We start from the raw sequence: 25,810 nt of genomic DNA on the forward strand, positions 1-25,810 counted from the left end.
CGGCGTCGAGCGGGGTGGCCCGGTGAGTCCGCGCGGGTGGGCGCTGCTGACCCTGGCCGGACTGGCCGTAGCCCTGGTCGTGGCGGCACTCGTGCTGATCCCGTGGCAGCGTCCGCCGGCCCCCCGGGCCGACCAGCTCGCCGCCCTGCGTGACCTGCCGACCGAGCAGGTGGAGCGGGCCCGGCAGTTCCGGTCCGCGCTGCGTCCCGGCGGATGGGCGGCGCTCGGCGTCGGGCTGCTGGTGGCGCTGGCGCTCGGGTTGACCCCGCTGGGCAGCCGGCTGATCGAGGTGGCCGGGCGGCCCTTCGGCGACCACTGGATCGCGCAGGCGATCCTCGGCGGCCTGGCCGTGGTGCTGGTCGCCGACCTGGTGACGCTGCCGTTCTCGGCCTGGCGGCACGGCGTGCTCACCCGCTACGGGCTGGCCACCAACGGCTGGGGCGGCTGGGCGGTGGACCTGCTCAAGTCGTACGCGGTGAGCGCCGTGATCGGCGCTGTGGCGTTGCTCGGCTTCTACGCGGTCGTGCGACTCGCCCCCCGCTGGTGGTGGGCGTTCGGCGCGGCCGGTGCGGCCACCCTCGTGGTGCTGCTCTCCTTCGTGCTCCCGGTGCTTGTCGAGCCGGTCTTCAACCGGTTCAGCCCGATGGAGCCGTCGCCGCTGCGCAGCCAGCTGATGGAGCTTGCCGAACGCGACGGAGTGCCGGTGCGGGACGTGCTCGTCGCCGACGCGTCCCGGCGCACCCGGGCGGTGAACGCGTACGTCTCGGGGTTGGGCCCGACCCGCCGGGTGGTGGTCTACGACAACCTGCTGCGCGAGGCGACGCCGGCCGAGGTGACAGCTGTGGTGGCGCACGAGCTGGGCCACGCCCGGGACCGGGACGTACCGGTGGGCACACTCACCGGCGCGCTCGGCGCCGCCGCCGCCGTGGTGGCGCTCTACCTGATCGGCTCCTGGCCGCCGCTGCTGCGCCTGGCCGGTGTCGACTCGGTGGCGCAACCCCGCGCGTTTCCGTTGTTGCTCGCCCTGGTCACGGTGGCCGGTCTGATCTTCGCCCCGGTGCAGGCGCTGATGTCGCGGCGGGTCGAGGCCCGCGCCGACGCACACGCGCTGGCGTTGACAAACGACCCGGTCGCGTTCGAGTCGATGCAGCGTCGGCTGTCCGCTGTCAACCTCTCCGATCCCGATCCGCCCCGCTGGGAGTACCTCTACTCGGCGTCGCACCCGTCCACAGTGGAGCGGATCGCCGCCGCCCGCGCGTACGCCAGAGAGGTTGGCCGGTGAGCCGCACGCTGCTTGTCACGAATGATTTTCCGCCCCGGCCGGGTGGTATCCAGTCGTTCGTGCACAACCTCGCGGTGCGCCAGCCCGCCGGTTCGGTTGTGGTGTACGCGTCACGCTGGGCCGGGGCGGACAAGTTCGACGCCGACCAGCCGTTCGAGGTGGTTCGAGAACGCACAAAGGTGCTGCTGCCCACCCCGGTGGTGGCGCGTCGGGCCGCCCGGCTGGCCCGCTCGTACGGGTGCGACACGGTCTGGTTCGGTGCGGCGGCGCCGCTCGGCCTGCTCGCCGCCGGGTTGCGTCGGCGGGCCGGGATCCGGCGCGCTGTCGCCCTGACCCACGGTCACGAGGTCGGCTGGGCGGCGCTGCCGGTGGCCCGGGCCGCGCTGCGGCGCATCGGCCGGGACACCGACGTGGTGACCTACCTGGGGGAGTACACCCGGATCCGGCTGGCCCGGGCACTGGACGGCCTGACCGAGCTAAGGCGGCTCGCGCCCGGCGTGGACACCGACGTCTACCACCCGTCCGTCGACGGCGGCGCGGTGCGGCACCGGCTCGGCCTGTCCGACCGGCCGGTGGTGGTCTGCGTGTCCCGGCTGGTGCCCCGTAAGGGCCAGGACATGCTGATCCGGGCGCTGCCGCTGATCCACCGTCGGGTGCCCGACGCCGCGCTGCTGGTGGTCGGCGGCGGACCGTACCGGGCCACGCTGGCCCGGCTGGCCCGCCAGTCCGGGGTGGAGCGGGACGTGGTCTTCACCGGCTCGGTACCCTCGGCCGAACTGCCCGCCCACTACGCGGCCGGCGACGTGTACGCCATGCCGTGTCGCACCCGCAACCGGGGGTTGGACGTCGAAGGGCTCGGCATCGTCTACCTGGAGGCGTCGGCGACCGGCCTGCCGGTGGTGGCCGGCAACTCCGGTGGCGCGCCGGACGCGGTGCGTCAGGACGAGACCGGCTACGTGGTGGACGGTCGGGACCTCGCGGAACTCGCCGACCGGGTGGCCACCCTGCTGGCCGACCGCGACCTCGCCCGGCAGTTCGGCGCCGCCGGCCGCGCCTGGGTGGAGCGGGAGTGGCGCTGGGAGACACAGGCGCAACGCCTGGCGACGCTGCTCGCCGGCTGAGACACCGAGGGGTCTCCCCTGTCCGGTGTGGCGGCCGGCCCGGGCCGAAGCGTTCGCCTGCGCCGGCGCGGGGGCGCGCGGGGGCGCGCGGGGGCTTGCGGGCGTGCGGGGCGTGCCGGCGTACGGGCGCGCGGGCGCCTTGAGCCCAGGGCCGGGTGATGGTGTCGCACGCTGTCGAGCTGAGAGCGCAGCCGGATCGGTAATCGCTCACGGTTCGGCCGGCGTCGTGGCCCGGCGGGACCGTGTGGTTTGGCGATAGCGCGAACGGTTCAGTTCGACAGTGTCGGCACACCCTGGTTCGGGTGGCGGCGGGGGCTGGTTCAGCGGATGCGGGCGAGGATGTGGTCGGGGGGAGCGGGGCGGCCGAAGTGCCAGCCCTGGCCGGCGTCGCAGCCGATCGCCCGCAGCCGTTCGGCCTGCCCGCCGGTCTCCACACCCTCGGCGGTCACCGTCAGGTCCAGCGCGTGCGCCAGCGAGACCAGCGAGGCCAGGATCCGCTCGTCGGCGCGGGCCTCCGGGGCGCGCAGGCCACGGACGAACTCACCTGCCACCTTCAACTCGGTCACCGGCAGATCCCGCAGGTAGGCCAGGTTGCTGTAGCCGGTGCCGAAGTCGTCGATGGCGATGCGGATGCCCAGGTCGGCGAGGGCACGAAGGGCACGTACCGGCTCCTCGGACGTGGTCATCATGGTGCTTTCGGTGATCTCCAGCTGGAGCCGGTTGGGCGGCAGGCCGGTACGCCGCAGCAGGGCCCGCACCTCCTGCACCAGCCCCGGGCGGCGAACCTGACGGACCGCCAGGTTCACGCTCACGTACGGCGGCTGGCCCGAGGCGGACGTCCAGCCGACCGCCTCGCGGCACGCCTCGGCGAGCACCCAGCCGCCGAGCTGCACGATCAACCCGGTCTCCTCGGCCAGGCCGATGAAGCTGTCCGGGCGCAGCACACCCAGCCGTGGGTGACGCCACCGGACCAGCGCCTCCACGCCCAGCAGCGAGCCGTCGTGCAACGAGGTCAACGGCTGGTAGTCGAGGAAGAACTCACCCCGTTCCAGTCCCGCCGGGATGGCCGCGCTCAGCTCCTGGCGGGCCTGCTCCCGGCCGTCGCGCTCCGCGTCGTACAGCGCCCAGCCCGCGCCCCCGGCGGACTTGGCCCAGTGCAGGGTGCTGCCGGCGGCGCGCATCAGGTCGTCGGGTGAGGTCCCGGCGACCCGCCGCTCCACGATGCCCACGCTCGCGGTGACCGTCACGTCGTGCCCGTCGACCACCACCGGCTCGGAGAGCGCCGCCAGCGCCGCCTCGGCGACGGCGACCACGTCCCCGGTGCCGGTCGAGCGTTCGACGAGTACCACGAAGGCGTCGCCACCGAGCCGCGCGACAAGGTGCGGCTCGACCGCCCGCCGCAGTCGCCGTGCCGCCGCGACAAGCGCCCGATCGCCGATCTGGTGCCCGAACGAGTCGTTGACCCGCTTGAACCGGTCGAGATCGAGGAAGCACAGCCCGACCCGGCGGCCACTGCCGGCCGACCCGTCGACGGCGGCGGCGAGACGTTCGGCGAAGAGCGTGCGGTTCGGCAGGTCGGTCAACGGGTCGTGGGTGGCCTGGTGCCGGAAGCGGGCCTCACTGGCCCGCAGGGCCTGCTCCGCCTCGGCCTGGGCGGTCATCGCGGCACGCCGGATGGACTCCTGCTCGTCGAGGGTCCGGTCCCGCAGCGCCCGGGCGTAGCCGGTGGCCACCGCGCCCAGCAGGCGGGCCATCCGGTCCTCGATGTCGTCGGCCACCAGGTCGAGGTCGCGGACCAGGCGAAGCTGGATCACCTCCACGGTCCGGCCGAGCGCCTCGGCGGAGGCGATGTGCGCGGCGACCAGCTCATCGGCGACCCGGTGACCCACTCGCAGGTCGAGCGGCTCCGCCCGCAGCGCCTCGGCCAGCAGGTTGGTGAGCCGCTGGAGCAGCGTCTCCAACTGGGCGTGGGTCATCGGCAGGTAGCTGGTGCCGGCCACCGCCTTCGCCCAGGCGCGGGCGAACACGCCGACGCAGGGCCGGCCGTCCGGAGGCTCAGCCACCGAGTCGCCCGACCCCGCCGAGGAACACCGCCCGTTCGGCGTCCTCGGCGCTCTCCGGGGTCTCCGGACGCCACTGCGGCACCCACACCACGCCGGGGTCGACAAGCTCGAAGCCGTCGAAGAACCCGGTCAGCTCGGCCCGGCCGCGTACCCACAGCGGGTTGTCGGTGCGCCGGTAGACCTCCTCGGCCTCGGCCCGCTCGGTCTCGTCCCGGCCGTCGTCGCTGGCCTGCGACAGGACCAGGTAGCTGCCGGGGGCCAGGGCCGTGCGCAGGGTCCGCAGCACCTCGGCCGGCCGGTCGTCGTCGGCGACGAAGTGCAGCACCGCCACCACCAGCACGGCCACCGGCTGGGAGAAGTCGAGCATCGCGCGGACGTCGGGGTGGCCCAGGATCCGGTCGGGGTGGCGCAGATCCTCCTGGACCACAGCCGTACGGTCGTTGCCGGCCAGGATCTCCCGACTGTGCGCCACGGCGACCGGGTCGACGTCGACGTAGACCACCCGCGAGTCGGGGGCGTGCCGCTGCGCGATCTCGTGCACGTTGCCCACGGTGGGGATGCCGGAGCCGATGTCCAGGAACTGCCGGATGCCGGCGTCGGTGAGGAACTGCACGGCCCGGCGCAGGAAAGCGCGATTGGCCTGGGCCATCAGCGGCGCCTGCGGCACCGCCGCCACCATCGCCCGAGCCGCGGCCCGGTCCACCGCGAAGTTGTGCGAGCCGCCGAGATAGTAGTCGTACATGCGCGCGACGCTGGGACGTTCGACGTCGATCGTCTCGGGTGCCCAGTCCGGTCGCTGCAATGACCTCACCCCTTCGCACACCCTCGGGGCGACGCCGCCCCGGCGGGTATTCTGCCCCGCTTTCGCGAGGGAGGCCATAGCCGGTCCGTGCGGAGGGCGATCGATGCGAAGATCCGTGCCCGCCGGGGGGCGGGACACGGATCCCCGTCGGTGCCGCGCCTGGCGCCTCAGAACTTCGGCGCGTCCGGCGCTTCGAGCAGACCGAGCCGCAACGCGGTCATCAGCGCCTGCGCGCGGTTGGCCGCGCCGAGCTTCTCGTAGAGCTTGGAGATGTGCGTCTTGGCTGTCGACTCGCTGACGAACAGCTGCTTGGCGATGCCGGCGACGCTCATTCCGTCGGCGAGCAGCCGCAGCACCTGACCCTCGCGGGGGGACAGCTGCGGGCCGGACGGGGCGAGCCGACGCTTCATCGCCTCGGCCAGGTCGGCGGCGGTGAACGCGCTGGGGGAGGAGGCGGCGTGCCGGGCGGCGGCGACGACCTCGTCGGCCGGCGCGGTCTTCGGCACGAACGCGCTGGCACCGGCCTCCAGGGCACCGAAGAGCTGGTCGTCGCCGGCGTACATGGTGAGTACCACGATGCCCATCGACGCGCTGGACTTGCGCAGCGCCCGGGTGGCCTCCAGGCCGCTGCCGTCGGGCAGCCGCAGATCCATGATCACCACGTCCGGCTGCAGGGCACCGGCCTGCCGGACGCCCTCCGCCGCGGTGGCCGCCTCGCCGACGACCTCGAACTGCCGGTCGCGCTCGAAGGCGTGCCGCAGGCCCTTGCGGATCAAGTCGTGATCGTCGACAAGGAGGACCTTGGTACGGGTTGCCGGTGTCGGGCTTGTGGTCATCCTCGGCTTACTCCCCTTCTGCTGCGGCGGCGCTACCGCGAACGTTATCGCGCCGGGGCGGTGAACCGACGACCACCGCGACGGTCGTCCCGCTCGGCTGCCGCGGCCTGATCTCCAACCGGCCCCGGATACGTTCCGCTCTCTCGGCCATGATCGCAAGACCATAGTGCCCGTCCGAGCGCTGGTCACCTATGCCGTGACCGTCATCCGACACTTCGATCTGCGCGTACGGCGGATCCACCTCGCAGGTGACCCAGAGATTGGCCGCGCCGGCGTGCTTGCGGGCGTTGGTGACCGCCTCCTGGGCGATGCGCAGCAACTCGGCCTCGGTCGCGGCGGGCAGCCGGGCTGTCGACTCGTCCAGCGACAGGTGCACCCGCAGGCCGCCGGAGGCGCCGACGGTGCGGGCGTACTCGGCGATCGCGGCGGCCAGGCCACCGTGCCGGTCCACCTCGCTGCGCAGCTCGAACAGGCTCAGCCGCAGCTCGGTGATCACCCGGGTCACCTCCTGGCGGAGCAGGCGCAGCGACTCGGCGGTCTCCTCGGCATCCTCGTGGACGGTGGCCAGGGCGTTGTCGATGCCGTAGCCGACCATCACCAGCTCCTGGGCCACCCCGTCGTGGATCTCCCGGGCCAGCCGCTGCCGCTCCTCGTTGGTGGCCAGCGAGCGCACCTCGTCGAAGAGCAGGGCGGCCTCCAGGCGCAGCGCGGCCGGGCCGGTCAGCCCGGTCACCTGCGCCACCACCGGTGGCGGGTACGCGTTCGCCGTGTCGGTCTCCAACACCACCAGGCCCACCGTGCGCAACCCGGCCACCAGCGGCACGATAAGCGCCGAGACCTCACCACTCCGGTGCGAGCGGGACTGCGAGCGGGCCGCGGTCTGCGACTGCTGGCTGGCCCAGGCGTCGGCGATGGCGGAGTCCGCGTCGATAGTGGTCTCCCAGTCGACCCGGTCGGCACCGAGCTGGGCGAGCACCACCAGCCGGCCACCACCGCTGGCGGAGAGCACCGCGCCCCGGTCGGTACGGGCCACCGTGCGCAGTTCCTCCAACAGGTGCTCGGAGATCCCGCCCGGGTCCAGCGTGGCCCCGGGCAGCTGGCGGGCCACGGTACGCAACTGGGTCAGCAGCCGGGTCGCCTCGGCGTACGGCTGGGGTTTGCTGTCGTGCCGGGCCTGCATCACCCGGTGCAGCGTGCCGGCGGCGTAGAGACCGAGGGCGGCCAGGATCAGCCACTGCGCGCAGACGGCGAGATATCCGGGCTGGCTCAGCTGGCGCACACCGCCGACCTCGGTGATCGCGCCGGCGACCAGCAGGCTGCCGGCGGTCACGGCGATCAGCGCCGCGCCCTCGCGGAAGCGGCGACGTAGCGCGGTGACGGTCACCGGCACCGCGAGGTAGGGCAGCACGGCGGAGGCACCCAGCCCGCCGATGTGACCGCCGACGGTGGCCACCGCGGCGACCTGGCTGGCCGCCAGACCGAGCACCAGCACCTCCGCCACCCGGCTGAGCGGGCCGACGAGCCGGTGCTGGGGTGCCAGCATCGCCGGCAGCCCGGCCAGCGCCAGCAGGACGATCCACCAGAGCTGGGTCACGTCGCGGGTGGCGAACAGGGTCAGGACGGCGACGAGCGTCAGCACGACGACGCGCGCCGCCGCGGCGAGCGGATGCGAGCGGGCCAGGGCGGATGTCGAGGCGGGCACGTGACGGATGGTAGTCAGCCGCGGTAGATGTCGGCGATTTCCGCCGCGTAGGTCTTGTGGACGACCTGACGCTTGACCTTCAGCGACGGGGTCAACTCCCCGGTCGCCTCGGTGAAGTCGCGCGGCAGCACCCGGAAGACCTTGATCGCCTCGGCCTTGGAGACCGACTGGTTGGCCCGGTCCACCGCGGCCTGGATCTCGGCCCGCAGTCCCTCGTGCTGGCGCAGCACCTCGATCCCGGTGTCGGCTGGCAGCCCGGCCGACTCCAGCCAGCCCGGCAGGGCCTCCTCGTCGAGGGTGATCAGCGCGGCGATGAACGGCTGCCGGTCACCGACCACCACGCACTGGCTGACCAGGCGGTGCGCCCGGACCTGGTCCTCAAGTACGGCGGGGGCGACGTTCTTGCCCCCGGCGGTCACGATGATCTCCTTCTTCCGGCCGGTGATGGTCAGGTAGCCGTCGCCGTCGAGGGACCCCAGGTCGCCGGTGCGGAACCAGCCGTCGGCGGTGATCGCCTCGGCGGTGGCCTCGTCGTTGTGCCAGTACCCCTGGAAGATGAGATCGCCGGCGATGAGGACCTCGCCGTCGTCGTCGATGCGGATGGTCACGCCCGGCAGTGGCCGGCCGACAGTGCCGATCCGGGTGAAGCCGGGCAGGTTGGCCGAGGCGGCGGGAGAGGTCTCGGTCAGGCCGTACCCCTCGCAGACGGTCACGCCGACGCCCCGGAAGAAGTGACCGAGCCGGGCGCCGAGTGGCGCGCCGCCGGAGATCGCGTCGCGGCACCGCCCGCCGAGCGCGGCCCGCAGCTTGCCGTAGACCAGCCGGTCGAAGAGCGCGTGCTGGGCACGCAGCGCCAGGCCCGGTCCGCCGGGGGTCTCCAGCGCCTCGCTGTACGCGATGGCGACCGCCTCGGCCCGGGCGAAGATCTTGCCCTTGCCGCCGGCCTCGGCCTTCTGCTTGGCGCCGTTGTAGACCTTCTCGAAGACCCGGGGCACCGAGAGCACGAAGGTCGGCTTGACCTCCTGGAGCTGAGCGACCAGATCCTTGGTGTCCGCGCAGTGCGCCATGGTGGCCCGGGCCTGCACCACGCCGATCTGGATGAGCCGGGCGAAGGCGTGCGCGAGCGGCAGGAACAGCAGCGTCGACGCGTTCGGGCCGAACAGGTTCGGCAGCACCGGCACGGCGTTGGCGATGTCGGCGTACATGTTGCGGTGGGTCAGCACGCAGCCCTTGGGCCGGCCGGTGGTGCCGCTGGTGTAGATGATCGTCGCCATGTCCGAGGAGCGCAGCCCCGCGCGCCGCCTGTCGATCTCGGCCGGCTCCACCTCAGCGCCGGCGGCCACCAGGTCGTCCACCCCGCCGAGGTCGATCTGCCAGACGTGGGACAGCGCGGGCAGCCGGTCACGGACGCCGGCCACCAGCGTGGCGTGCGCGGTGGTCTCCACCACGACGGCCACCGCCCCGGAGTCGCCCAGGATCCAGGACGCCTGCTCGGCGCTGGAGGTCTCGTAGATCGGCACGGTGACCGCACCGGCCGCCCAGATGGCGTAGTCGGTGAGCGTCCACTCGTACCGGGTGCGGCTCATCAACGCCACCCGGTCGCCCGGCTGCACCCCGGCGGCGACCAGCCCACGGGCGACAGCCGTCACCTCGTCGCGGAACTGCCGGCAGGTCACGTCGACCCAACCACCCGCCGCGTCGCGGCGGACGAACTGCACCGCGTCGGGCGCGGCCTCGGCGTTCTCCCAGACCGGATCGGTGAGGTTGGCCGAATCGCCGACAGTGACGATCGGCGGGACGGTGAACTCGCGCACCTGCACTCCCTCGTGCTCACAGGACCGGGTCGGGCCGCCACCTGCGCCGGTGGCTGTGTCGAAACCTACCCGCCCGGCCGGCCGGGAGCACACCGCAGGTGGGCGGCGTGGCACGTGGGCGGTCACCGGACGGTAGCCTCCCAGCATGGCGGACACCTCCACCCAGTCGATCATCATCGGCGCGTCACCGGACCGGGTGGCCGCGGTCATCTGTGACTTCCCGAGCTACCCGGAGTGGACCGATGCGGTCCGCGAGGCGGAGGTGATCGAGGAGTACGAGGACGGTTACGCCTCCCAGGTCCGTTTCGTCCTCGACGCCACGGTGATGGCCGACGAGTACGTGCTGGCGTACGCCTACGCCGAGGACCTGTCCCGCATCGAGTGGCACCTGGTGGCACCGTCGAAGATGCAGCGGGCGCAGCGGGGCGCGTACGACCTGGTGGCGAACGCCGACGGCGGCACCACCGTGACCTACACCCTGGAGGTGGAGCTCGCGGTCGGGATGCTCGGGATGTTCCGGCGCAAGGCCGAGAAAATGATCATGGATGCCGCGTTGAAGCAGCTCAAGCGCCGGGTAGAAGCATCAGGTGCGGCGCAGTGACGCGTCCGGCGATCCGGCCGCCGCGGTAGAGGAGCCCAGCATGGGTGCGACAGATCCGGGCACGGCCCGGGAAGAAGCGGAGCGGCTGGTCGCCACTCTGCTGGCCACCGTACGGTTGGCCGCCGCCAACCCGGCGGCGGTGCCGCTGGGGCCGCTCGGCGGGATCGTGACCGGTGTCCTCGGTCACAACGAGGCCCCGGCCGGCACGTCGGCTGCCACCGGGGGCGGTTTCGCCACCGGTGCCGCCGAATGCTGCGTCTGCCCGGTATGTCGGGGCATCGCCGCGCTGCGCGATCCGAGCCCCGAATTCGCCGAACGACTGGCCACCGGCGCCGGTGATCTGGCCGCTGGCCTGGCCAGTTTCCTGCGCGCCTTCACCCCGACCGAACCGGGCCCCGGGCCGGCCGCCGAACCGGCGACCGGGTACGCCGCGGATGCCAGCGGCACCGCCTCCGCCGACCCGTACGGCGACCACGTGTGGCGCGAGGCGACCCGTACCGGGCATGATTCTCAGCCGGCACCGGAGCGGGACGTCTGGTCCGCCGCGACCCGGGCGGAGGACGTCGCCGTCCCGGCCGCCGCGCCCGTCGACGCCGCCGGGCCGGTCGCGTCGGCCGAGCGCCGGACGTCGACCGAGCGTCGCGTGGTGCCCGCCTCCCGGGTACCCGACGGCGAACCCGTGCCGGGTGACGAGCCCGCACCGGACGGCAGTGCCGTGCCCGGCGGGCGGCAGGGCGCACCAGGCGACGGGGCCTGACCAGGGACGACCCGCACCACCAGCGAGGGCAGGTGTGCGCGGGGTGGCACAGCAGAGGGGAGTGGCAGCGGTGACGCTGACCATCGGAGTCGACGTCGGTGGCACGAAGGTGGCCGGCGGTGTCGTCGACGACACCGGCACGGTCCTCGTGCAGACCCGACGGGACACCCCCGCCGACGATGTCGGCAAGACCCGCGACGTCATCATCGAGCTGGTCGCCGAGCTGGCCGCCGGCCACGACATCCAGGCGGTCGGCATCGGCGCGGCAGGGTGGATCGACGCCACCCGCTCCACGGTGCTCTTCGCCCCGAATCTGGCCTGGCGCGACGAGCCCCTGCGGGCGTACGTCAGCGCTGCGGTCGGCCTGCCGGTCATCGTCGAGAACGACGGCAACGTGGCGGCCTGGGCGGAGTTCCGCTACGGCGCGGCCCGCCACGCCGACGACTCGATGGTCATGTTCACCATCGGCACCGGCGTCGGCGGCGGCATCGTGCTCGGCGGCGAGCTGGTCCGGGGCGCCCACGGCATCGCCGCCGAACTGGGCCACATGCTCACCGTCCCCGACGGTCACCAGTGCGGGTGCGGCCGACTCGGCTGCATCGAGCAGTACGCCAGCGGCAGCGCCCTGGTCCGGTTCGCCCGGGCCGCCGCGCGGCAGGAGCCGCACCGGGCCGCCGCCCTGTTGGAGCTGGCCGACGGGGAGGCCGAGGCGATCACCGGGCCGATGGTCACCGCCGCGGCCAAGAGTGGCGACCCGGTCTCGGCCGAGGCGTTCGCGCAGGTCGGACGCTGGCTCGGGACCAGCCTGGCGGACATGGCGCAGATTCTCGACCCGCAGATCCTGGTCGTCGGCGGTGGCGTCATCGACGCCGGTGACCTGCTGATGGGCCCCACCCGTCGCTCGTTCACCGAGGCGCTGGCCCAGCGCAGCCGGCTGCCGGTGGCCGAGATCCGTCCGGCCGAGCTGGGCAACTCCGCAGGGGTCATCGGCGCGGCCGACCTGGCCCGCCGGGCCTAGCGGTGTCGGGGGACGGTGCGGACCGCGCCGCGACACCGCATGAGGTGACCGAGCTCGGCGTGCCGCTGCGTGTGCTGTCGTACAACGTCCACGGCCAGCGCGACGACACCGCCGCGCTGGCCGCCGTGGTGCGCGCGGCGGCACCGGACGTGGTGATCGTCCAGGAGGGGCCGCGCCGGTTCCGCTGGCGGGAGAAGTCGGCAGCGCTGGCCGAGTCGTTCGGCCTGGTGGTCGCCGCCGGTGGGTTGCCGTCGCTGGGCAACCTGGTGCTGACCAGCCTGCGGGTACGGGTGACCGGGACCCACTGCCGGCGCTTCCCGCTCACCCCGGGCCGGCACCTGCGTGGCGCCGCGTACGCCGACTGTCGGGTGGGCACCTCCGCCCGGTTCACCGTGGCCGGGTCACACCTGTCCACCGATCCCGCCGAGCGTCCAGGGCAGGCCGAGCTGTTCAAGCGGGACCTGACCGCCACGGCTCACCCGGTGATCGCCGCCGCCGACCTCAACGAGGAACCGGGCGGGCCGGCGTGGCGCACGGTCGCCGACGGGCTCACCGACGCGGCGGTCGCCGCCGACCGGGCCGACCGGCTCACCTACTCGTGCGCCGACCCCCGGCGCCGCATCGACGCCCTGTTCGTCGATCCCCGGATCAGCGTTGTCGACTACGACGTGGTGGACACCCCGCTGACCCGGCGGGCCAGCGACCACTTCCCGGTCCTGGTCGACCTGTTGCTGCCCGCCACCGCCTGAGATCCGCGCTCCGCCGGGCTGGACATCCCGCTCCGTTGTGGAGAGGATTTCGCGCGACCCGGCACTCGTGCCGAGACGAAGGAGACCCCCGGTGCCCACCTCCACCGAGCCCGGCCAGCCAGATCCGGAGACGACCACGCTCGCCCGCGGCCCCGACGGTCGCCCGGTCTCCGACCGGGGCGACACCGTCTGCGTCATCGGTGCCGGTGCCAGCGGACTGACCGCCGTGAAGAACCTCGCCGAGCACGGCTTCGGGGTCGACTGCTACGAACGCGAGACCGGCGTCGGCGGTGCCTGGAACTGGCGGCACGACCGCAGCCCGGTGTACGCCAGCACGCACCTGATCTCGTCGCGGCCGTTCACCCAGTTCCCCGACTTCCCGATGCCCGACCACTGGCCGGACTACCCGCACCACAGCCAGTTGCTGTCCTACTTCGAGCGCTACGCCGACCACTTCGACCTGCGCCGGCACATCTGGTTCGGCACCGAGGTGGTGCGCGTCGAGCCGGTCGGCGACGACAGGTGGGACGTCACCACCCGCAGCACCGGTGGTTACGGCCCCGAGCGCACCTCGCGGTACGCCGCCGTGGTGATCGCCAATGGGCACAACTGGTCGCCGAAGCTGCCCCGCTACGAAGGGCTTGAGCAGTTCCGTGGCGAGGTCATGCACGCCTCGTCGTACAAGGACTCGGCCCAGTTGCGCGGCAAGCGGGTGCTTGTGGTGGGTGCCGGCAACACCGGCTGCGACATCGCCGTGGAGGCCGCCCAGCAGGCGTCGCGCTGTTGGCACTCCACCCGCCGCGGTTACTGGTACGCCCCGAAGTACGTCTTCGGCCGCCCCGCCGACCAGGTAAACGACATGCTGCTGGCGTTGCGGGTGCCGCTGCGCGTCAGGCAGTGGCTCTACCACCGGACGTTGCGACTGACGGTCGGCGACCTGACCCGCTTCGGTCTGCCGAAACCGGACCACCGGGTGTACGAGACGCATCCGATCGCCAACAGTCTGCTCGTCTACCACGTGGGTCACGGCGCGATCGCCCCGGTACCGGACATCGAGCGCTTCCACCCGCACTCGGTGGAGCTGACCGACGGCCGGCAGATCGACCCGGAGCTTGTCGTCTTCGCCACCGGCTACCTGCCCCGGTTCGAGTTCCTCGACGGCAAGATCCTCGGCGACGACGAGGGGGTGGGTCGACCCCGGCTGTGGCTCAACGCCCTCGTACCTGACCATCCCACGCTCGCGGTGACCGGGCTGCTCCAACCGGACTCCGGCATCTTCACCCTGGCCCACTGGCAGGCCGTGCTCTTCGCCCGGCTGCTGCGGCTGCGCGCCAACCGTCCGGAGCGGGCCGCGGCCTTCGCCGCCCGGGTACGCGCCGGAGCCGGTGAACGCTACTCGGGACAGGTGAAGGATTCGACCCGGCACTGGTTCGAGGTCGGGCACGCCGACTACCTGCGCGCGCTGGAGCGCGCCCTACGCGAGCTGGAGAGCAAGTGACCGAGCGGGTGATGCGCAGCTGGGAATGGGCGCGGCCGGTGCGCCCGGTCCGGCGCGAGGTGCTCAGCGCCGTCCCGGAGCTGGAGGAGGGACGGCCGCCACTGCTGTTCGTGCCGGGCTTCGGTCACGGCGCCTGGGCGTACGCCGAGAACTGGCTCGGGCATGTCGCCGCCCGTGGCTTCAGCGCCCACGCGGTGAGCCTGCGCGGGCACGGCGGCAGCGATCCGGCGCCGGAGGCGACCCTGCGGGCGTACGCCCATGACGTGGTCCAGGTGGCGGCCGGCCTGCCGCGCCGGGCGGTGCTTGTGGGGCACGGTGCCGGGGCCCTGGTGGTGGCGCACGCCATGGCCCGTTATCCGGCCCGGGCGGCGGTGCTCGTGGCGCCGGTGCTCGGCGGCTGGGCGACGTTCGGCACCGCGGTGCGTCGCAATCCACTAGGTACCCTGCCGGCGGTGTTCGGTGCCGGGCTGCGGCTGAACCGCAAGCAGTTGTTCAGCGGCGAGCTGCCCGACGCCGACGCCCGGCGCCACGCCGCGCGGCTGGGGCGGGCGGCCCGGCGGGCCCAGTGGCAGCTGTTGACAGGTGCCGATCCGGAGCCGGCCGTGGGCGAGCCGCCCGTACTGGTGCTGGGCAGCCCGGACGATCGCGTGGTGCCGGCCTCGGCGCTGACCCAGGCCGCCCGGCGCTACGGTTCGGCTCCGTTGCTCTTTCCCGGGATGGGGCACGACATGATGCTCGACGCCCGGTGGCGGGAGCCGATCGACGCGATCCTCGACTGGCTGGTCAAGGACCCGTCCCGGGACGACCGGGGCTGAGGCGTCGCGGGCGTGGCCGGGCGGGCCGGGGCTCAGCCGCCGCCGAGGCGGCTGAGCATCGAGCCGCTCTGGTCGAGAGTGGACAGGTAGGAGCGGGCCCACGCCCGGATGTCGTGTTCGTGCAGGTGGGCGCGCATCGCCCGCATCCGCTCCCGGATGTCGGCGGGGTCGGCCCGCAACGCCGCGAGCAGGCCCTGCTTGAGCCCTTCCAGATCGTGCGGGTTGACCAGGTACGCCTGCGGCAGCTCGGCGGCGGACCCGGCGAATTCGCTGAGCAGCAGCGCGCCTGTGTCGTCGACCCGGGCGGCGACGTACTCCTTGGCGACCAGGTTCATGCCGTCGCGGAGCGGGGTCACCGCCATCACGTCCGCGACCCGGTAGAGCGCGGCCAGTTCGGCGCGGTCGAACGGTTGGGTGAGGTAGTGGATCGCGGGTTCACCCACCCGGCCGAACTCGCCGTTGATCCGCCCGACCTCCCGCTCGACCCGGTCCCGGAGGATCTGGTACTGGCTGACCCGCTCCCGGCTCGGTACCGCCACCTGCACCAGCACCGTGTCGCGGACCTTGACGTGCCCGCCGGCCAGCAACTCGCTGTACGCCTTGAGCCGCTGCTCGATGCCCTTCGTGTAATCCATCCGGTCGACGCTGAGGACCACCTGGTCAGGGCTGCCCAGGTCGTGACGCAGGCGGCGGGCCCGGTCGGCCACGTCGGGGCGGTCGGCCAGCGCCGCCATCTCGACGGTGTCGATCGACACCGGGAAAGCGCCGATGCGCACCACCCGGTCCTCGACGCCGATCCGCCGGTCGGTGGCCGGCAGCCCCAGCACCTTCGTGACCAGTTGGGCGAAGTTGTGCGCCGCCTGGGCGCGCTGGAAGCCGACCAGATCGGCGCCGAGCATGCCGCGCAGCAGTTCGGCCCGGCGGGGCAACTGCATGAACAGTTCCGGTGGCGGGAAGGGCACGTGCAGGAAGAAGCCGATGCGCAGGTCGGGTCGGAGGGTGCGGAGCAGCCCCGGCACCAGTTGCAGGTGGTAGTCCTGCACCCAGACCACCGCGCCGGGCTCGGCCACCTGCGCGGTGGCCTCGGCGAACCGCTGGTTGACCCGGAGGTACGCGTCCCACCAGCGCCGATGGTGCTGCGGCTGCTCAACCGCGTCGTGGTAGATCGGCCAGAGCGTCGCGTTGGCGAAACCCTCGTAGTGGTCGCGCAGGTCTTCGCCGCTGAGCGGCACGGAGTGCATCCGTACGCCGTCGATGTCGGGCAGGGCGGGTGCGGGACCGGTCCCGCCGGCCCAGCCGACCCAGGTCGCCGGGGTGTGTCGCAGCAGCGGGTGCAACGCGCTGACCAGCCCACCAGGGCTGCGGCGCCACTCACAGGCACCGTCGGGGGCCACGCTGTCGTCGATGGGTAGGCGGTTGGCCACCACCACGAGGGAACTCTGTCGCATCTCGGGCATTCCGATCAGCAGGGGAGGACCGCCACGAGGAAGGAACAACCGGGCAGTCGGCGGGTGACGTGACGTACTGCGGTATTCCTACTGACAGTAAGTTACACCACTGTTACGCACGCCGGCACGGGCTGTCGCCGTCCCGGTATCCGGGCGGCTACCCTGCGCGGTGAATCAGACGACGGCCCCGTCGTCCGGGTCACGGTCGTCGGCGTCGCCGGGCCGCAGCCGCCACACCAGCGTGACGAAGCCGGCGAGAATGCCGGTGAAGCCGAGCAACGTCACGATGCCCTGGTCAGCGGGGAGCAGATCGGGGAAGAGGAAGAGCACGAAGCCGAGCAGCACGGCGAGGATGCCGGCCATCGCGAACTTCGACACCCGGGGCAGCGGCGGTGGCGGCGGCGGAACGTAGCGCTCGTCGTCGTCCGGGTCGTCAGGAAGCTCCGTGCCGAAGGTGTCCAGGCCGTCCAGCAGCGACGGCCCCTCTCCGTCGCGGGGGCCCCGCCCCACCGAGACGCCGGAGATGTCGGCGGCGTACGGCAGTCGGCGTACGTCGGTTGCGGTCGGGCCGGTCTCCTCGGTGCCGGGGCGGGTGGCGGTCGCCGTGCCACCGCCCCGCCCGGCCTGGTCGTCCACGTTCTCGGCGGCGGGCCACGGGTGGTCGCCGGAGTCCGGCGGGGTGTGGAAGCCGGCGACGATCCGCTCCCACTCGGCGTCGATGTCCGGGTCCTCGCTGGCGCGGGCGCCGCCGGACTCGTCGGCGAGCTGGCTGAGGTAATCCCGGGCGGTGCTCAGGTGCGAGCGATCCACGTAGAGCCGGTCCACCGGCCGGGACGGCACGGTGGTGGTGCGGGTGACCGGGTTCAGGTCGGCCGACGGTTGCAGGTAGGCGGCGATCCCGCCGGCGGCCAGCACGTCGAGCAGGTGCTCGCCGACGCGCGGGTCGACATCGCCAGCGATGGCGTACTCGCTCGCGTCGAGCCCGTTGTCCCGCCGTCCCCGGCGGGCCCCACCCGCTGACACCGGACCATCCTCCTCATCGCGCCACCGGCGCGCCCCGCAGCCCCTCGACGCGCCCCCGCACGCCCCGTGCCCTGAATCGTGACACGTCGAGGGTGGGTTCGGGGAGTGCCTTGTGGCGCGGCGTACGGCCGACCGGAGTGAGGTCCGGGGCCGCGTCCGACACTTTCACCTTTTTTGTCCCCGTATGCGGAACCCCCGCCACCTCCCGTCCGTTGTCGACTTTCCGCTCCACCGCAGGGCGGGCCCCGGCAGAGAGGAAGCCGGCCCGCACTGCGGAGCGACCCTCGGTTTGCGCCGCAACAATCGATTTTCGGATTTGTATCTGACGTTATCCCGACTGGAGAGATCCGTAGACGCTGCGCGTCGCGGTTTCGGGCCTGCCGTCACCTTGCTAAGTCGATCGCGGAATGGCGATCGTCTGACGTGGTGGTTCAGTTGCGGCTAATTCTCCGGAGCTGTGTCGCGAGGTGTGATCCGTAACCGGGTATAACGCGACAGGATACGGTAAGTCGCATTGGTGTCGCGGTGCGACGTGCCGCCAGGCGGGGGGCGGCAGATGGCCATCCGGGCGGCTGACGCCGGACATTGCGCCGAGGTCTCGCTCCCCCGACAGCATTGAAGTGGCGTCCGTCGGACGGGCATCTTCGGTAGGTGTTCCGCTACCGTAACGGCTATGCATTCTTCACGGCCGGGGGGAGGCGTCGGGCCGGGCCTGGTAATTAGCAAAGTTCACGACCGCATCCGTTTAGTGCGGCGCTGTCTGATCGCATTTTGCACGCGCTGGCGAGGGCGGGTTCCTCATGGAGGCCGGCATCGAAATCGCTTATGCTGACGGCGGATCCCCGCGATAGGCGTGTCCACCCATAAGGCGTACCCGAGGTTAACTGGGGGCAGAGACTGTGCGGGTACTTGTGGTGGAAGACGATGAATCGCTCGCCGGGACGATGGTCGAGGCGCTGCGGCGTTTCGGGCACGATGTCGAGCACGTGACGACCGGCCTTGAGGCGTTGACAGCGCTCGGGAAGGCCGAATTCGTCCTGCTGGAGTTGGGCCTGCCAGATCTGGATGGCCAGGAGGTGTGCCGGCGCATCCGGCAACAGTCGTGGATCCCGATCATCGTGGTGACTGGTCGTGGTGACGAGCTCAACCGGGTCCTGCTGTTGGAGACGGGCGCTGACGATTTTGTCGTGAAGCCGTACAGCATGCGGGAGTTGCTGGCCCGGATGGACGCGGTGGTGCGGCGCGGTGCGGTGGGCGAGGTTGGTCGCGCGCTCCGGGTGCCGTCGGCGGGGCCCGCGGAGGAGCGGCGGCGCCATGGCCCGCTTCAGGTCGATCTCCGGGTGCGCCGCGCCTCACTGCACGACCGCGAGGTCACGCTTACCCGGCGGGAGTTCGATCTGCTCGCGGTACTGCTCGACGACCCGGGTGCGGTGGTCGGCCGTCAGGAGCTGATCGAACGGGTGTGGGACGAGAACTGGCACGGCTCGACCCGGACCCTGGATGTCCACGTCGGATCATTGCGGACGAAACTCGGCGATCGACGGTGGATCGAGTCGGTGCGGGGTGTCGGATTCCGCGTCCGAATGCCGGACACCGACCGGGGCGTCAGCAGATCTTCCGGGTAGGACACCGTTCCGGGTCCTCCTGACTCGGTCCAGCGTGACACCACGCCGGAACGGCGCTTGAGCCCTGCGCGCCCGGACCCCCCTCGTGGCGGGAAGCGCTGACGCGGCCCCGCCGCAGCTGCCCCGGCGACGCCTCTTCCGGCCGCCGCCGAAGCCTGGTGCGCAGCGAACGGCTCTGGCGTCGCCCACCCGACCAACTGGTTCGACGGTGCGCCCAAATGTCTGGCTTGCTCTCTTCCGCCACTTGGTGGAATTTGTGGTCAGCGGGGATGCAAGCGACCTGCAGTTGCCCTTTTCCGTTCGTGCAGAAGAATTGTCTGAGCCCTGCCGTCGGCTGTGACATCTGTTGCAGGTCCGATCCCTAGCCTGGATCGCGTACCACCAGGAGCGCGGCCATCCGTTGGATGAGGCGACTCCACGAGGGACGCACGATGACGGTTCGCTGAGTGAGGGGCTCCAAGTATGCGGCTGCTCGATGAAGCGCGCGTGGTACTTGACGAGGTACTACCAGGGCTGGACAAGCGGCTGGCCGAGGCGCCGCTGGCGACTTGGGAGCAGCCGGACGCGCCGGGTTTGGCGGTGTTCAAGGAGGCTGGTGGGCCGGCGCTGCTGGTGCCGCAGGAACACGGTGGGCTCGGTGGGGATCTGCTGACCGCCACCCAGGTGCAGCGGGCAATCGGCTCTCGGTCACCGTCGTTGGCTGTTGCCACGACGATGCATCACTTCTCGATGGCATCGCTTGTCGAGTTGGCTACGCGTTCTTCCGGAATGGAGTGGATGTTACTGACCGCGGTCGCCCGCGACAGTCTTCTGGTCGCCTCCGGATTCGCCGAGGGCCGTGCCGGTCAGGGAATCCTCACGCCGACGATGACGGCCACCGAGCGAGACGGTGTGGTCGTGCTCAATGGAACGAAGAAGCCGTGCAGTCTGGCCCGGTCGATGGACCTCCTGTCGGCGTCAGTCGTCCTTCCGGGAGCCGATGGCAACCCGCAGCTCGCGATCGCGGTGGTGCCTGCCTCGTCACCCGGAGTGTCGGTGCGGCCGTTCTGGAACACCCCGTCACTCGCCGGTGCGGAAAGTGACGAGGTGACCCTCACCGATGTCGAGGTTCCGCAGAACCTTGTGGTGCGGACGGAACTGGTCGACGGAGACCGGTTGGACCACCTGCAGACAGTTGGGTTCGTATGGTTCGAGCTGCTGATGTCGGCCAGCTATCTCGGTGCGGCGACCGCGCTGGCCGACCGCCTGCTGGGGTCGACAAGCGCTGATGTCGGGGTGCAGGCGCAGGTAGCCAGCACGATACGGGCGGCGACCTTGCTTGTGGAGGGCACCGCCACCAGGCCGGGGGCGATCGGTGAGGATCGGCTGGCCGACGTGCTCGTCTGCCGCTACGCGGTGCAGGACGCGATAACCCGGGTGCTCGATCTGACCATCGAGGCCCTGGGGGGAATGGCGTTCATCTCGTCGGGAGAGGTCGCCTACCTCGCGGGCGCCTGTCGGGCGTTGGCGTTCCACCCTCCCGCACGCCACCGGATGGCCTCGTCGCTGCGGGACTACTTCACCGGTGGTCCGCTGCGCGTGCCGTAGGCCGGCGGTGCCGATCCCGCTCCCTGATGCCTCGCCTCACCTCGCCGACCTGCCTGCCGTCGGCGTTGACATCACCTCTGCCAACCCAAGGTTGTGATCATGACGGCTGTTCGAACGGTGCTGCTGACCGGCGCGTCCGGGGTGATCGGCACCGCCCTCATTCCGGAACTGGCGCCTGCTCACGTGGTGGCCCTGGTGCATCGGACCCCCTGCCCCGGCGCGACCGAGTCGGTCGCCGGTGACATCACCGCGCCGAGACTCGGCCTGGACCCGGCCGCTTACGCGTCGTTGGCCGCCAGGGTCGATGCGGTGGTCCACTGCGCCGCGCACACCGGCTTTTCCGGCGGTCGCCAGATCGCCGAGAACGTCAACGTCGCCGGGACCCGGGAGGTGATCGCCTTCGCCGCGGACGCGGGCGCACCCCTGTACTACGTGTCCACGGCGTTCGTTGCCCGCACCGAGCTGACCCGGCAGTCACTCGGCTGCGGCAGCAACGACGCGAGCGCGCGTCCCGAGGACTATCTGGACTCCAAGCGCCTGGCGGAGCGGTTGGTGCGCGACAGCGGCCTTCCAGCGGTGCTGATCCGGCCCTCAGTGGTGATCGGCGATTCCCGCACCGGCGTGATCAGCCGCTTCCAGGGCCTGCACGAGATCTCCACAGTGCTGCTGCGTAACCTTCTTCCGCTGATGCCGATGCCGGCATCCTCGCGGCTCGACTTCGTGCCGTGCGACGTGGTCGCCCGCGCGATCGCCGCTCTGGTCTTCGACAGGCACCGCGACGGGGAGGTGTGGATCACCGCCGGGCGGGCCGCCCCTTCGATCGAGGCGCTTGTCGATACCGCGGTGACCGTCGGTGCCGAACTCGGTATCGAGGTGAACCGCCCCAGGATGGTCGAGCCGGAAATGGTGGACAGGCTGATCCGTCCAGTGTTCATCGACCCGTTGCCACCGACCGCGCGGCGGCGATTCGATGACCTGCTCGCGATGACCGCGCTGTTTGTCAACGCACCGGTGTTCCCCAGCACGCTTGGGCAACTGCCGCGGCAGACCGCGGCGTTGACGGCCGAGCAGGTCACCGACGCCTACCGGGCGTCGCTGATCTACCTTGCCCACACCAAGAAGCTGGCGGTGCCGCTTTCCTCGCGGGTGGGGGCACCGGCATGACCAGCGCCGTGGGGACCAGGGCCGCACCGGCTGCCGGCATCGACGCGGCGATGGTGCTGGAGACCTACCGCCGACACATCGGCCGAGGCCGGGCCAGGATCGCCGCGATGACCGGCGCAGCGGTCGAGGTCGCGTCCTCCGGCGCACACGTCTGGGATTCGACGGGCCGACGGTACCTCGACTGCGGCGGCTACGGCGTGTTCCTGCTCGGGCACGCGCACCCGGAAGTGACCGAGGCGGTGATAGATCAGATCCGCCGCCATCCCATGGCCACCCGGCTGTTGCTGGAACCGACGGCGGCCACGGCGGCGGCGGCCCTCGCGGAGGTGACGCCGGAGGGACTGGACTACGCCCACTTCGTCACCTCCGGTGCCGAGGCGACGGAGACCGCGATCAAGCTGGCCCGGGCCCACGGCAAGCATGTTCTGGTCTCGACGACCGGCGGTTACCACGGCAAGACCACAGGCGCGCTCGCGCTGACCGCGAAACCGGTGTTCCAGGACCCCTTCCGGCCACTGCTGGACAGCATCCACGTGCCGTACGGCGACGCATCGGCCCTGGAAGCCGTGCTGGCCGAGCATCCTGGGCAGGCGTGCGTCGTGGTCGAACCGGTCCAGGGCGAGGGCGGCGTGATCGTTCCCCCGTCCGGCTACCTGTCCCGAGTGCAGCAACTCTGTCGCGTCCACGAGGCGATTTTCGTGCTCGACGAGATCCAGACCGGCCTTGGACGTCTCGGCTCCTGGTGGGGCGCCGACGACGAGCGGATACGGCCGGACGTCCTGCTCGTGGGTAAGAACCTCTCCGGCGGTGTCGTCCCCGTCGCTGCCGCGGTCGCGACCGCCCACACCTATGCGCCGCTCGACAACGACCCGTTCCTGCACACCTCCACCTTCGCCGGCGCTCCGGTGGCGATGGCCGCTGCCGCCGCGGCGGTGCGGATCATCGCCCGCGACGGGCTGGTGGCCCGGGCCGCCAGCCTCGGTGAGCGCATCCGGGGTCTGCTCGAGGAGACGCTCGGCGGACTGCGCGGCGATGTGGTCACCGACATCCGTGGTCGAGGGCTGTTGCTGGGTGTCGAACTCGCCGACGAAGCACTGGCCGGGCAGCTGATGCTGCATCTGCTGGAGGCCAACGTGGTCGTCAATCACTCCCTCAACGCGCATCGCGTCGTCCGACTGACCCCTCCGGCGGTCATGACTGACCGTGACCTTGACGAGCTGCACGGCGCGCTGAGCACCGCGGCGCGCCAACTCGTCCGCCACGCAACGACACACCGAAAGGCCATCCGCCGTGCCTGATGTCACGATCGACGCCCTCGTCCCGACAACCACCGCAGCCGAGGTCTACCGCAAGCTTCGCGACTTCGGTGCCTACCCCCGGTACACCGATGCCGTCCGGGAGGTCAGGGTTCTCCCCGTCGATGACCACAACGTGGAGGCCCGCTGGTCGGTCAACTTCCGCAACGGCGTGCTCTGCTGGACCGAACGCGACACCTTCGACGACGCCAATCAGACAATCGCGTTCAGCCAGACCGACGGCGACTTCCACCGCTTCGACGGCTCCTGGTCGGTGAGCCCGGACGACTCCGGCGTCAGGGTGCGCTTCGCGTGCACCTTCGACCTCGGAATGCCCAGCCTCGCGGCCATCGTCAACCCGATCGCCTGTGAGGCGCTGACGGAGAGTATCCAGCTCATCATGCATGGTCTGCTCGGGGACGACGTCGCGTTCAGTGACGCCGACGCACCCGGGCTCGCCGTCGCGCAGAGGGGATGACATGTCGAGCGCGGCCACTCGCGACGCGGCGGCCACCGGACGCGACGAAGCAGCCGCGCCCGCGGCTGTCACCATCCAGGCACTGCGTGAGGCGTTCGCTCAGTTGCCGGCAGCGGTGACTGTGGTCACCACCCTCACGCCCGACGGACCAGCGGGGATGACAGCCAGCGCGGTCTCGTCCCTGTCCCTGGATCCACCGCTGCTACTGGTCTGTGCCGCCAACACGTCCGGCACACTCGCCCGGCTACGCGCACACGGACGGTTCGCCGTCAACACACTTCCCGCCGGGCACCGCAGGCTGGCCCACACGTTCGCCAACCCGGAGCCGTACCCGGGGCACCGGTTCACCTGCGCCCCGTACCGCATCGTCGACGCGGTGCCCGTACTGAGCGATGCGCTCACCGTGTTCACCTGCGCCGTCGAGCAGACCCACCCCGGCGGCGACCACACAATCGTCGTCGGTCGGATCACGGCCGTCTCCCATCACGCCGGGCAGCCCTTGCTGTGGCACGCCCGAAGCTACCGGCGGCTGGCCCCGGCCGCTGGTGATCACTTGTCCGACCAGCCCAGGAGGTCCTGACCATGGCCAAACACACCCTTTCCGGCAAGGTCGTCGCAATCACGGGCGGCAGTCTCGGCATCGGCCGTGCCACCGCCGAGGCGTTCATCGCGGCCGGAGCCCAGGTCGCCATCGGCGCCCGCGATCTCGATCGAGCCACCAGCACGGCCAGGTCGATCGGCGCGATCGCCTTCCCCCTCGACGTCACGGATTCCGGCAGTGTGGAGAAGTTCTGCCGGCAGGTCGAGGAAGCCCTCGGGCCGATCGACGTCCTGATCAACAACGCCGGCGTCATGCTCGTCGGGCGCCTCGAACACGAGAGCGATGACGCCACCGCTCAGCAGCTCAACGTCAACCTGCTCGGCACCATCAACGGCATGAAGGCGGTGATGCCGCGGATGCGCGCCCGGGGGCGTGGCCACATCATCAACATGGTCTCCGCCGTCGGAATGGTGGGCCTGCCCGGCTGTGCCACCTACTCCGCCGCCAAGCACGGCGTCGTCGGCCTCTCCGAAGCGGTACGGGGCGAACTTCGCGGAGCCGGCGTCGATCTGTCCATCATCCTGCCGATTCCCGCGCAGACTGAACTGACCTCCGGAGTCGGTAAGGGCCGTTTCGTGCCCTACCTGAAGGCCACCGACATCGCCGGGGCCGCCGTACGCACCGCCCGCCGGCCCCGCTACCACGTCTACGTGCCGGGCTGGACGAACCCGGTCACCCGCATCCTCGGTCTGCTGCCGCAAGGCCTGCGTGACGCCGCAGGGCGGCTGCTCAAGGCCGACCAGTTGCTGAAGACCACCGATGCTGCCGCTCGCGTCCGGTACGAGGAGCGGGCTCGGGCGACGAATCTGACCCGTGAGGTGTAGACCCATGGCCAATCGGGGAGCGATTCTGCGTGGCCGCGGTCCGGCCGTCTTCTCATCCACATTCATCGACCACATCGTCCATGTCCACCCGCTTGTCGCGGTCGCTCTCTACCTGCCGGTCATCGTCGTCGCGGCAGTGGCCTCGCTCGACCAGGCCGGTCCGCTGGCTCTTGTCGGATGGGCGGTCGGCGGCTACCTGACCTGGACCCTCGTCGAGTACTGGGGCCACCGCATCGTGCTGCACTTCGAACCGGAACAAGGCTGGGGTGCCTGGTTCCACCGCATCGTCCACGGCCTGCACCACGACTACCCGCAGGACTCCCGCCGGTCAATCATGACCCCGCTGCTGTCCGTCCCGATCGTCGGGACCGCCCTGGTGGTGTCGATAGTGGTGCTGGACCTGCCGAGCATGTACGCGGCCGGCTTCGTTCTCGGCTACCTCGCCTACGACCTCATCCATCTCTACCTGCACCACTCACGACCCAAGGCTGGTCCGATGAAGTGGCTGCACGAGTTGCACATGCGTCACCACTTCCGCGACGACGGCCGCGGGTTCGGGGTTTCCGCACCCTACTGGGACAAGGTGTTCGGCACCGCGATCAGCCGTAGCCGGCGGGCCGCACAGTGACAGACACCTATCTCCAGGCGACCGGTGTCGGCCAGCCCGGTCCGCAATCCGTCCCGAGTTCGCCGTCGGGAGGTGGGGG

At 71.5% G+C, this 25,810-nt stretch carries 23 protein-coding genes; 16 read left to right on the plus strand and 7 right to left on the minus strand.

Annotation, left to right across the window (positions count from 1 at the left end):
* Positions 1 to 22 precede the first annotated feature (22 nt).
* Entirely contained in the window at positions 23 to 1,282 is a 1,260-nt protein-coding gene (locus tag Van01_RS16245) for a M48 family metallopeptidase (RefSeq protein ID WP_204007776.1), read from the plus strand.
* Positions 1,279 to 2,403 (plus strand): glycosyltransferase family 4 protein, encoded by a 1,125-nt coding sequence (locus Van01_RS16250; protein ID WP_204007778.1) that lies wholly within the window; start codon positions 1,279 to 1,281, stop codon positions 2,401 to 2,403. Before Van01_RS16245 ends, Van01_RS16250 begins: the two co-directional genes overlap by 4 nt.
* 320 nt (positions 2,404 to 2,723) lie before the next feature.
* Here Van01_RS16250 and Van01_RS16255 read toward each other — a convergent pair whose 3' ends face one another.
* The 5 genes from Van01_RS16255 to Van01_RS16275 all read right to left on the minus strand — a co-directional run bounded on the left by Van01_RS16255 (position 2,724) and on the right by Van01_RS16275 (position 9,620).
* Positions 2,724 to 4,379, minus strand: coding sequence for a putative bifunctional diguanylate cyclase/phosphodiesterase (locus Van01_RS16255; RefSeq protein WP_204007954.1), 1,656 nt, complete (start codon positions 4,377 to 4,379; stop codon positions 2,724 to 2,726).
* 79 nt (positions 4,380 to 4,458) lie between these two features.
* On the minus strand, positions 4,459 to 5,268 hold the full coding sequence (locus Van01_RS16260; RefSeq protein ID WP_204007956.1) for an SAM-dependent methyltransferase: 810 nt from the start codon (positions 5,266 to 5,268) through the stop codon (positions 4,459 to 4,461).
* 167 nt (positions 5,269 to 5,435) lie between these two features.
* Complete coding sequence (locus Van01_RS16265; RefSeq protein ID WP_007072219.1) at positions 5,436 to 6,104, minus strand: response regulator transcription factor; 669 nt, start codon at positions 6,102 to 6,104, stop codon at positions 5,436 to 5,438.
* 7 nt (positions 6,105 to 6,111) lie between these two features.
* Entirely contained in the window at positions 6,112 to 7,806 is a 1,695-nt protein-coding gene (locus Van01_RS16270; protein WP_204007780.1) for a GAF domain-containing sensor histidine kinase, read from the minus strand.
* A 14-nt stretch (positions 7,807 to 7,820) separates the two neighbouring features.
* Entirely contained in the window at positions 7,821 to 9,620 is a 1,800-nt protein-coding gene (locus tag Van01_RS16275) for an AMP-dependent synthetase/ligase (protein ID WP_204007782.1), read from the minus strand.
* Between the two features lie 145 nt (positions 9,621 to 9,765).
* On the opposite strand from Van01_RS16275, the gene Van01_RS16280 reads away from it, so the two are divergent.
* The 6 genes from Van01_RS16280 (at position 9,766) to Van01_RS16305 (ending at position 15,058) form a co-directional block, all read left to right on the plus strand.
* Positions 9,766 to 10,221, plus strand: a complete 456-nt coding sequence (locus tag Van01_RS16280; protein ID WP_204007785.1) for an SRPBCC family protein — start codon at positions 9,766 to 9,768, stop codon at positions 10,219 to 10,221.
* Between the two features lie 40 nt (positions 10,222 to 10,261).
* The gene (locus Van01_RS16285) at positions 10,262 to 10,978 is read left to right on the plus strand and encodes a hypothetical protein (protein WP_239099116.1); all 717 of its coding nucleotides are present in this window, start codon (positions 10,262 to 10,264) and stop codon (positions 10,976 to 10,978) included.
* A gap of 70 nt (positions 10,979 to 11,048) precedes the next feature.
* Positions 11,049 to 11,996, plus strand: a complete 948-nt coding sequence (locus Van01_RS16290) for an ROK family glucokinase (RefSeq protein ID WP_204007795.1) — start codon at positions 11,049 to 11,051, stop codon at positions 11,994 to 11,996.
* A gap of 44 nt (positions 11,997 to 12,040) precedes the next feature.
* Positions 12,041 to 12,745 (plus strand): endonuclease/exonuclease/phosphatase family protein, encoded by a 705-nt coding sequence (locus Van01_RS16295; RefSeq protein WP_204007797.1) that lies wholly within the window; start codon positions 12,041 to 12,043, stop codon positions 12,743 to 12,745.
* 91 nt (positions 12,746 to 12,836) lie between these two features.
* Positions 12,837 to 14,243, plus strand: a complete 1,407-nt coding sequence (locus tag Van01_RS16300; protein ID WP_204007799.1) for a flavin-containing monooxygenase — start codon at positions 12,837 to 12,839, stop codon at positions 14,241 to 14,243.
* An 11-nt stretch (positions 14,244 to 14,254) separates the two neighbouring features.
* Positions 14,255 to 15,058, plus strand: coding sequence for an alpha/beta hydrolase (locus Van01_RS16305; protein WP_373306266.1), 804 nt, complete (start codon positions 14,255 to 14,257; stop codon positions 15,056 to 15,058).
* Between the two features lie 32 nt (positions 15,059 to 15,090).
* Here the strand turns inward: Van01_RS16305 and Van01_RS16310 are convergent, their stop codons facing one another.
* Positions 15,091 to 16,506, minus strand: a complete 1,416-nt coding sequence (locus Van01_RS16310; RefSeq protein ID WP_204007803.1) for an alpha,alpha-trehalose-phosphate synthase (UDP-forming) — start codon at positions 16,504 to 16,506, stop codon at positions 15,091 to 15,093.
* Between the two features lie 174 nt (positions 16,507 to 16,680).
* Positions 16,681 to 17,529: a DUF308 domain-containing protein gene (locus Van01_RS16315; RefSeq protein WP_204007805.1), complete on the minus strand. Its 849-nt coding sequence runs from the start codon at positions 17,527 to 17,529 to the stop codon at positions 16,681 to 16,683.
* A 914-nt stretch (positions 17,530 to 18,443) separates the two neighbouring features.
* On the opposite strand from Van01_RS16315, the gene Van01_RS16320 reads away from it, so the two are divergent.
* The 8 genes from Van01_RS16320 to Van01_RS16355 all read left to right on the plus strand — a co-directional run bounded on the left by Van01_RS16320 (position 18,444) and on the right by Van01_RS16355 (position 25,731).
* A complete protein-coding gene (locus tag Van01_RS16320) occupies positions 18,444 to 19,154 on the plus strand; it encodes a response regulator transcription factor (protein ID WP_239099117.1) in 711 nt (236 codons plus the stop codon).
* 486 nt (positions 19,155 to 19,640) lie between these two features.
* Positions 19,641 to 20,741: an acyl-CoA dehydrogenase family protein gene (locus Van01_RS16325; protein WP_239099118.1), complete on the plus strand. Its 1,101-nt coding sequence runs from the start codon at positions 19,641 to 19,643 to the stop codon at positions 20,739 to 20,741.
* 99 nt (positions 20,742 to 20,840) lie between these two features.
* Positions 20,841 to 21,905, plus strand: a complete 1,065-nt coding sequence (locus tag Van01_RS16330) for an SDR family oxidoreductase (protein ID WP_204007812.1) — start codon at positions 20,841 to 20,843, stop codon at positions 21,903 to 21,905.
* Positions 21,902 to 23,203 carry an aspartate aminotransferase family protein gene (locus Van01_RS16335; RefSeq protein WP_204007814.1) on the plus strand — a complete coding sequence of 434 codons (1,302 nt, stop codon included), beginning with the start codon at positions 21,902 to 21,904 and terminating at the stop codon, positions 23,201 to 23,203. Before Van01_RS16330 ends, Van01_RS16335 begins: the two co-directional genes overlap by 4 nt.
* Positions 23,196 to 23,678: a type II toxin-antitoxin system RatA family toxin gene (locus Van01_RS16340; RefSeq protein ID WP_204007816.1), complete on the plus strand. Its 483-nt coding sequence runs from the start codon at positions 23,196 to 23,198 to the stop codon at positions 23,676 to 23,678. Before Van01_RS16335 ends, Van01_RS16340 begins: the two co-directional genes overlap by 8 nt.
* 1 nt (position 23,679) lies before the next feature.
* Complete coding sequence (locus Van01_RS16345; RefSeq protein ID WP_204007818.1) at positions 23,680 to 24,258, plus strand: flavin reductase family protein; 579 nt, start codon at positions 23,680 to 23,682, stop codon at positions 24,256 to 24,258.
* A gap of 2 nt (positions 24,259 to 24,260) precedes the next feature.
* A complete protein-coding gene (locus Van01_RS16350; RefSeq protein WP_099850907.1) occupies positions 24,261 to 25,103 on the plus strand; it encodes an SDR family oxidoreductase in 843 nt (280 codons plus the stop codon).
* Positions 25,104 to 25,107: 4 nt separating this feature from the next.
* Positions 25,108 to 25,731 carry a sterol desaturase family protein gene (locus tag Van01_RS16355; RefSeq protein WP_099850909.1) on the plus strand — a complete coding sequence of 208 codons (624 nt, stop codon included), beginning with the start codon at positions 25,108 to 25,110 and terminating at the stop codon, positions 25,729 to 25,731.
* The last annotated feature ends 79 nt before the right edge of the window (positions 25,732 to 25,810 follow it).

This window comes from Micromonospora andamanensis, from assembly GCF_016863495.1.
GTDB classification, from domain to species: domain Bacteria; phylum Actinomycetota; class Actinomycetes; order Mycobacteriales; family Micromonosporaceae; genus Micromonospora; species Micromonospora andamanensis.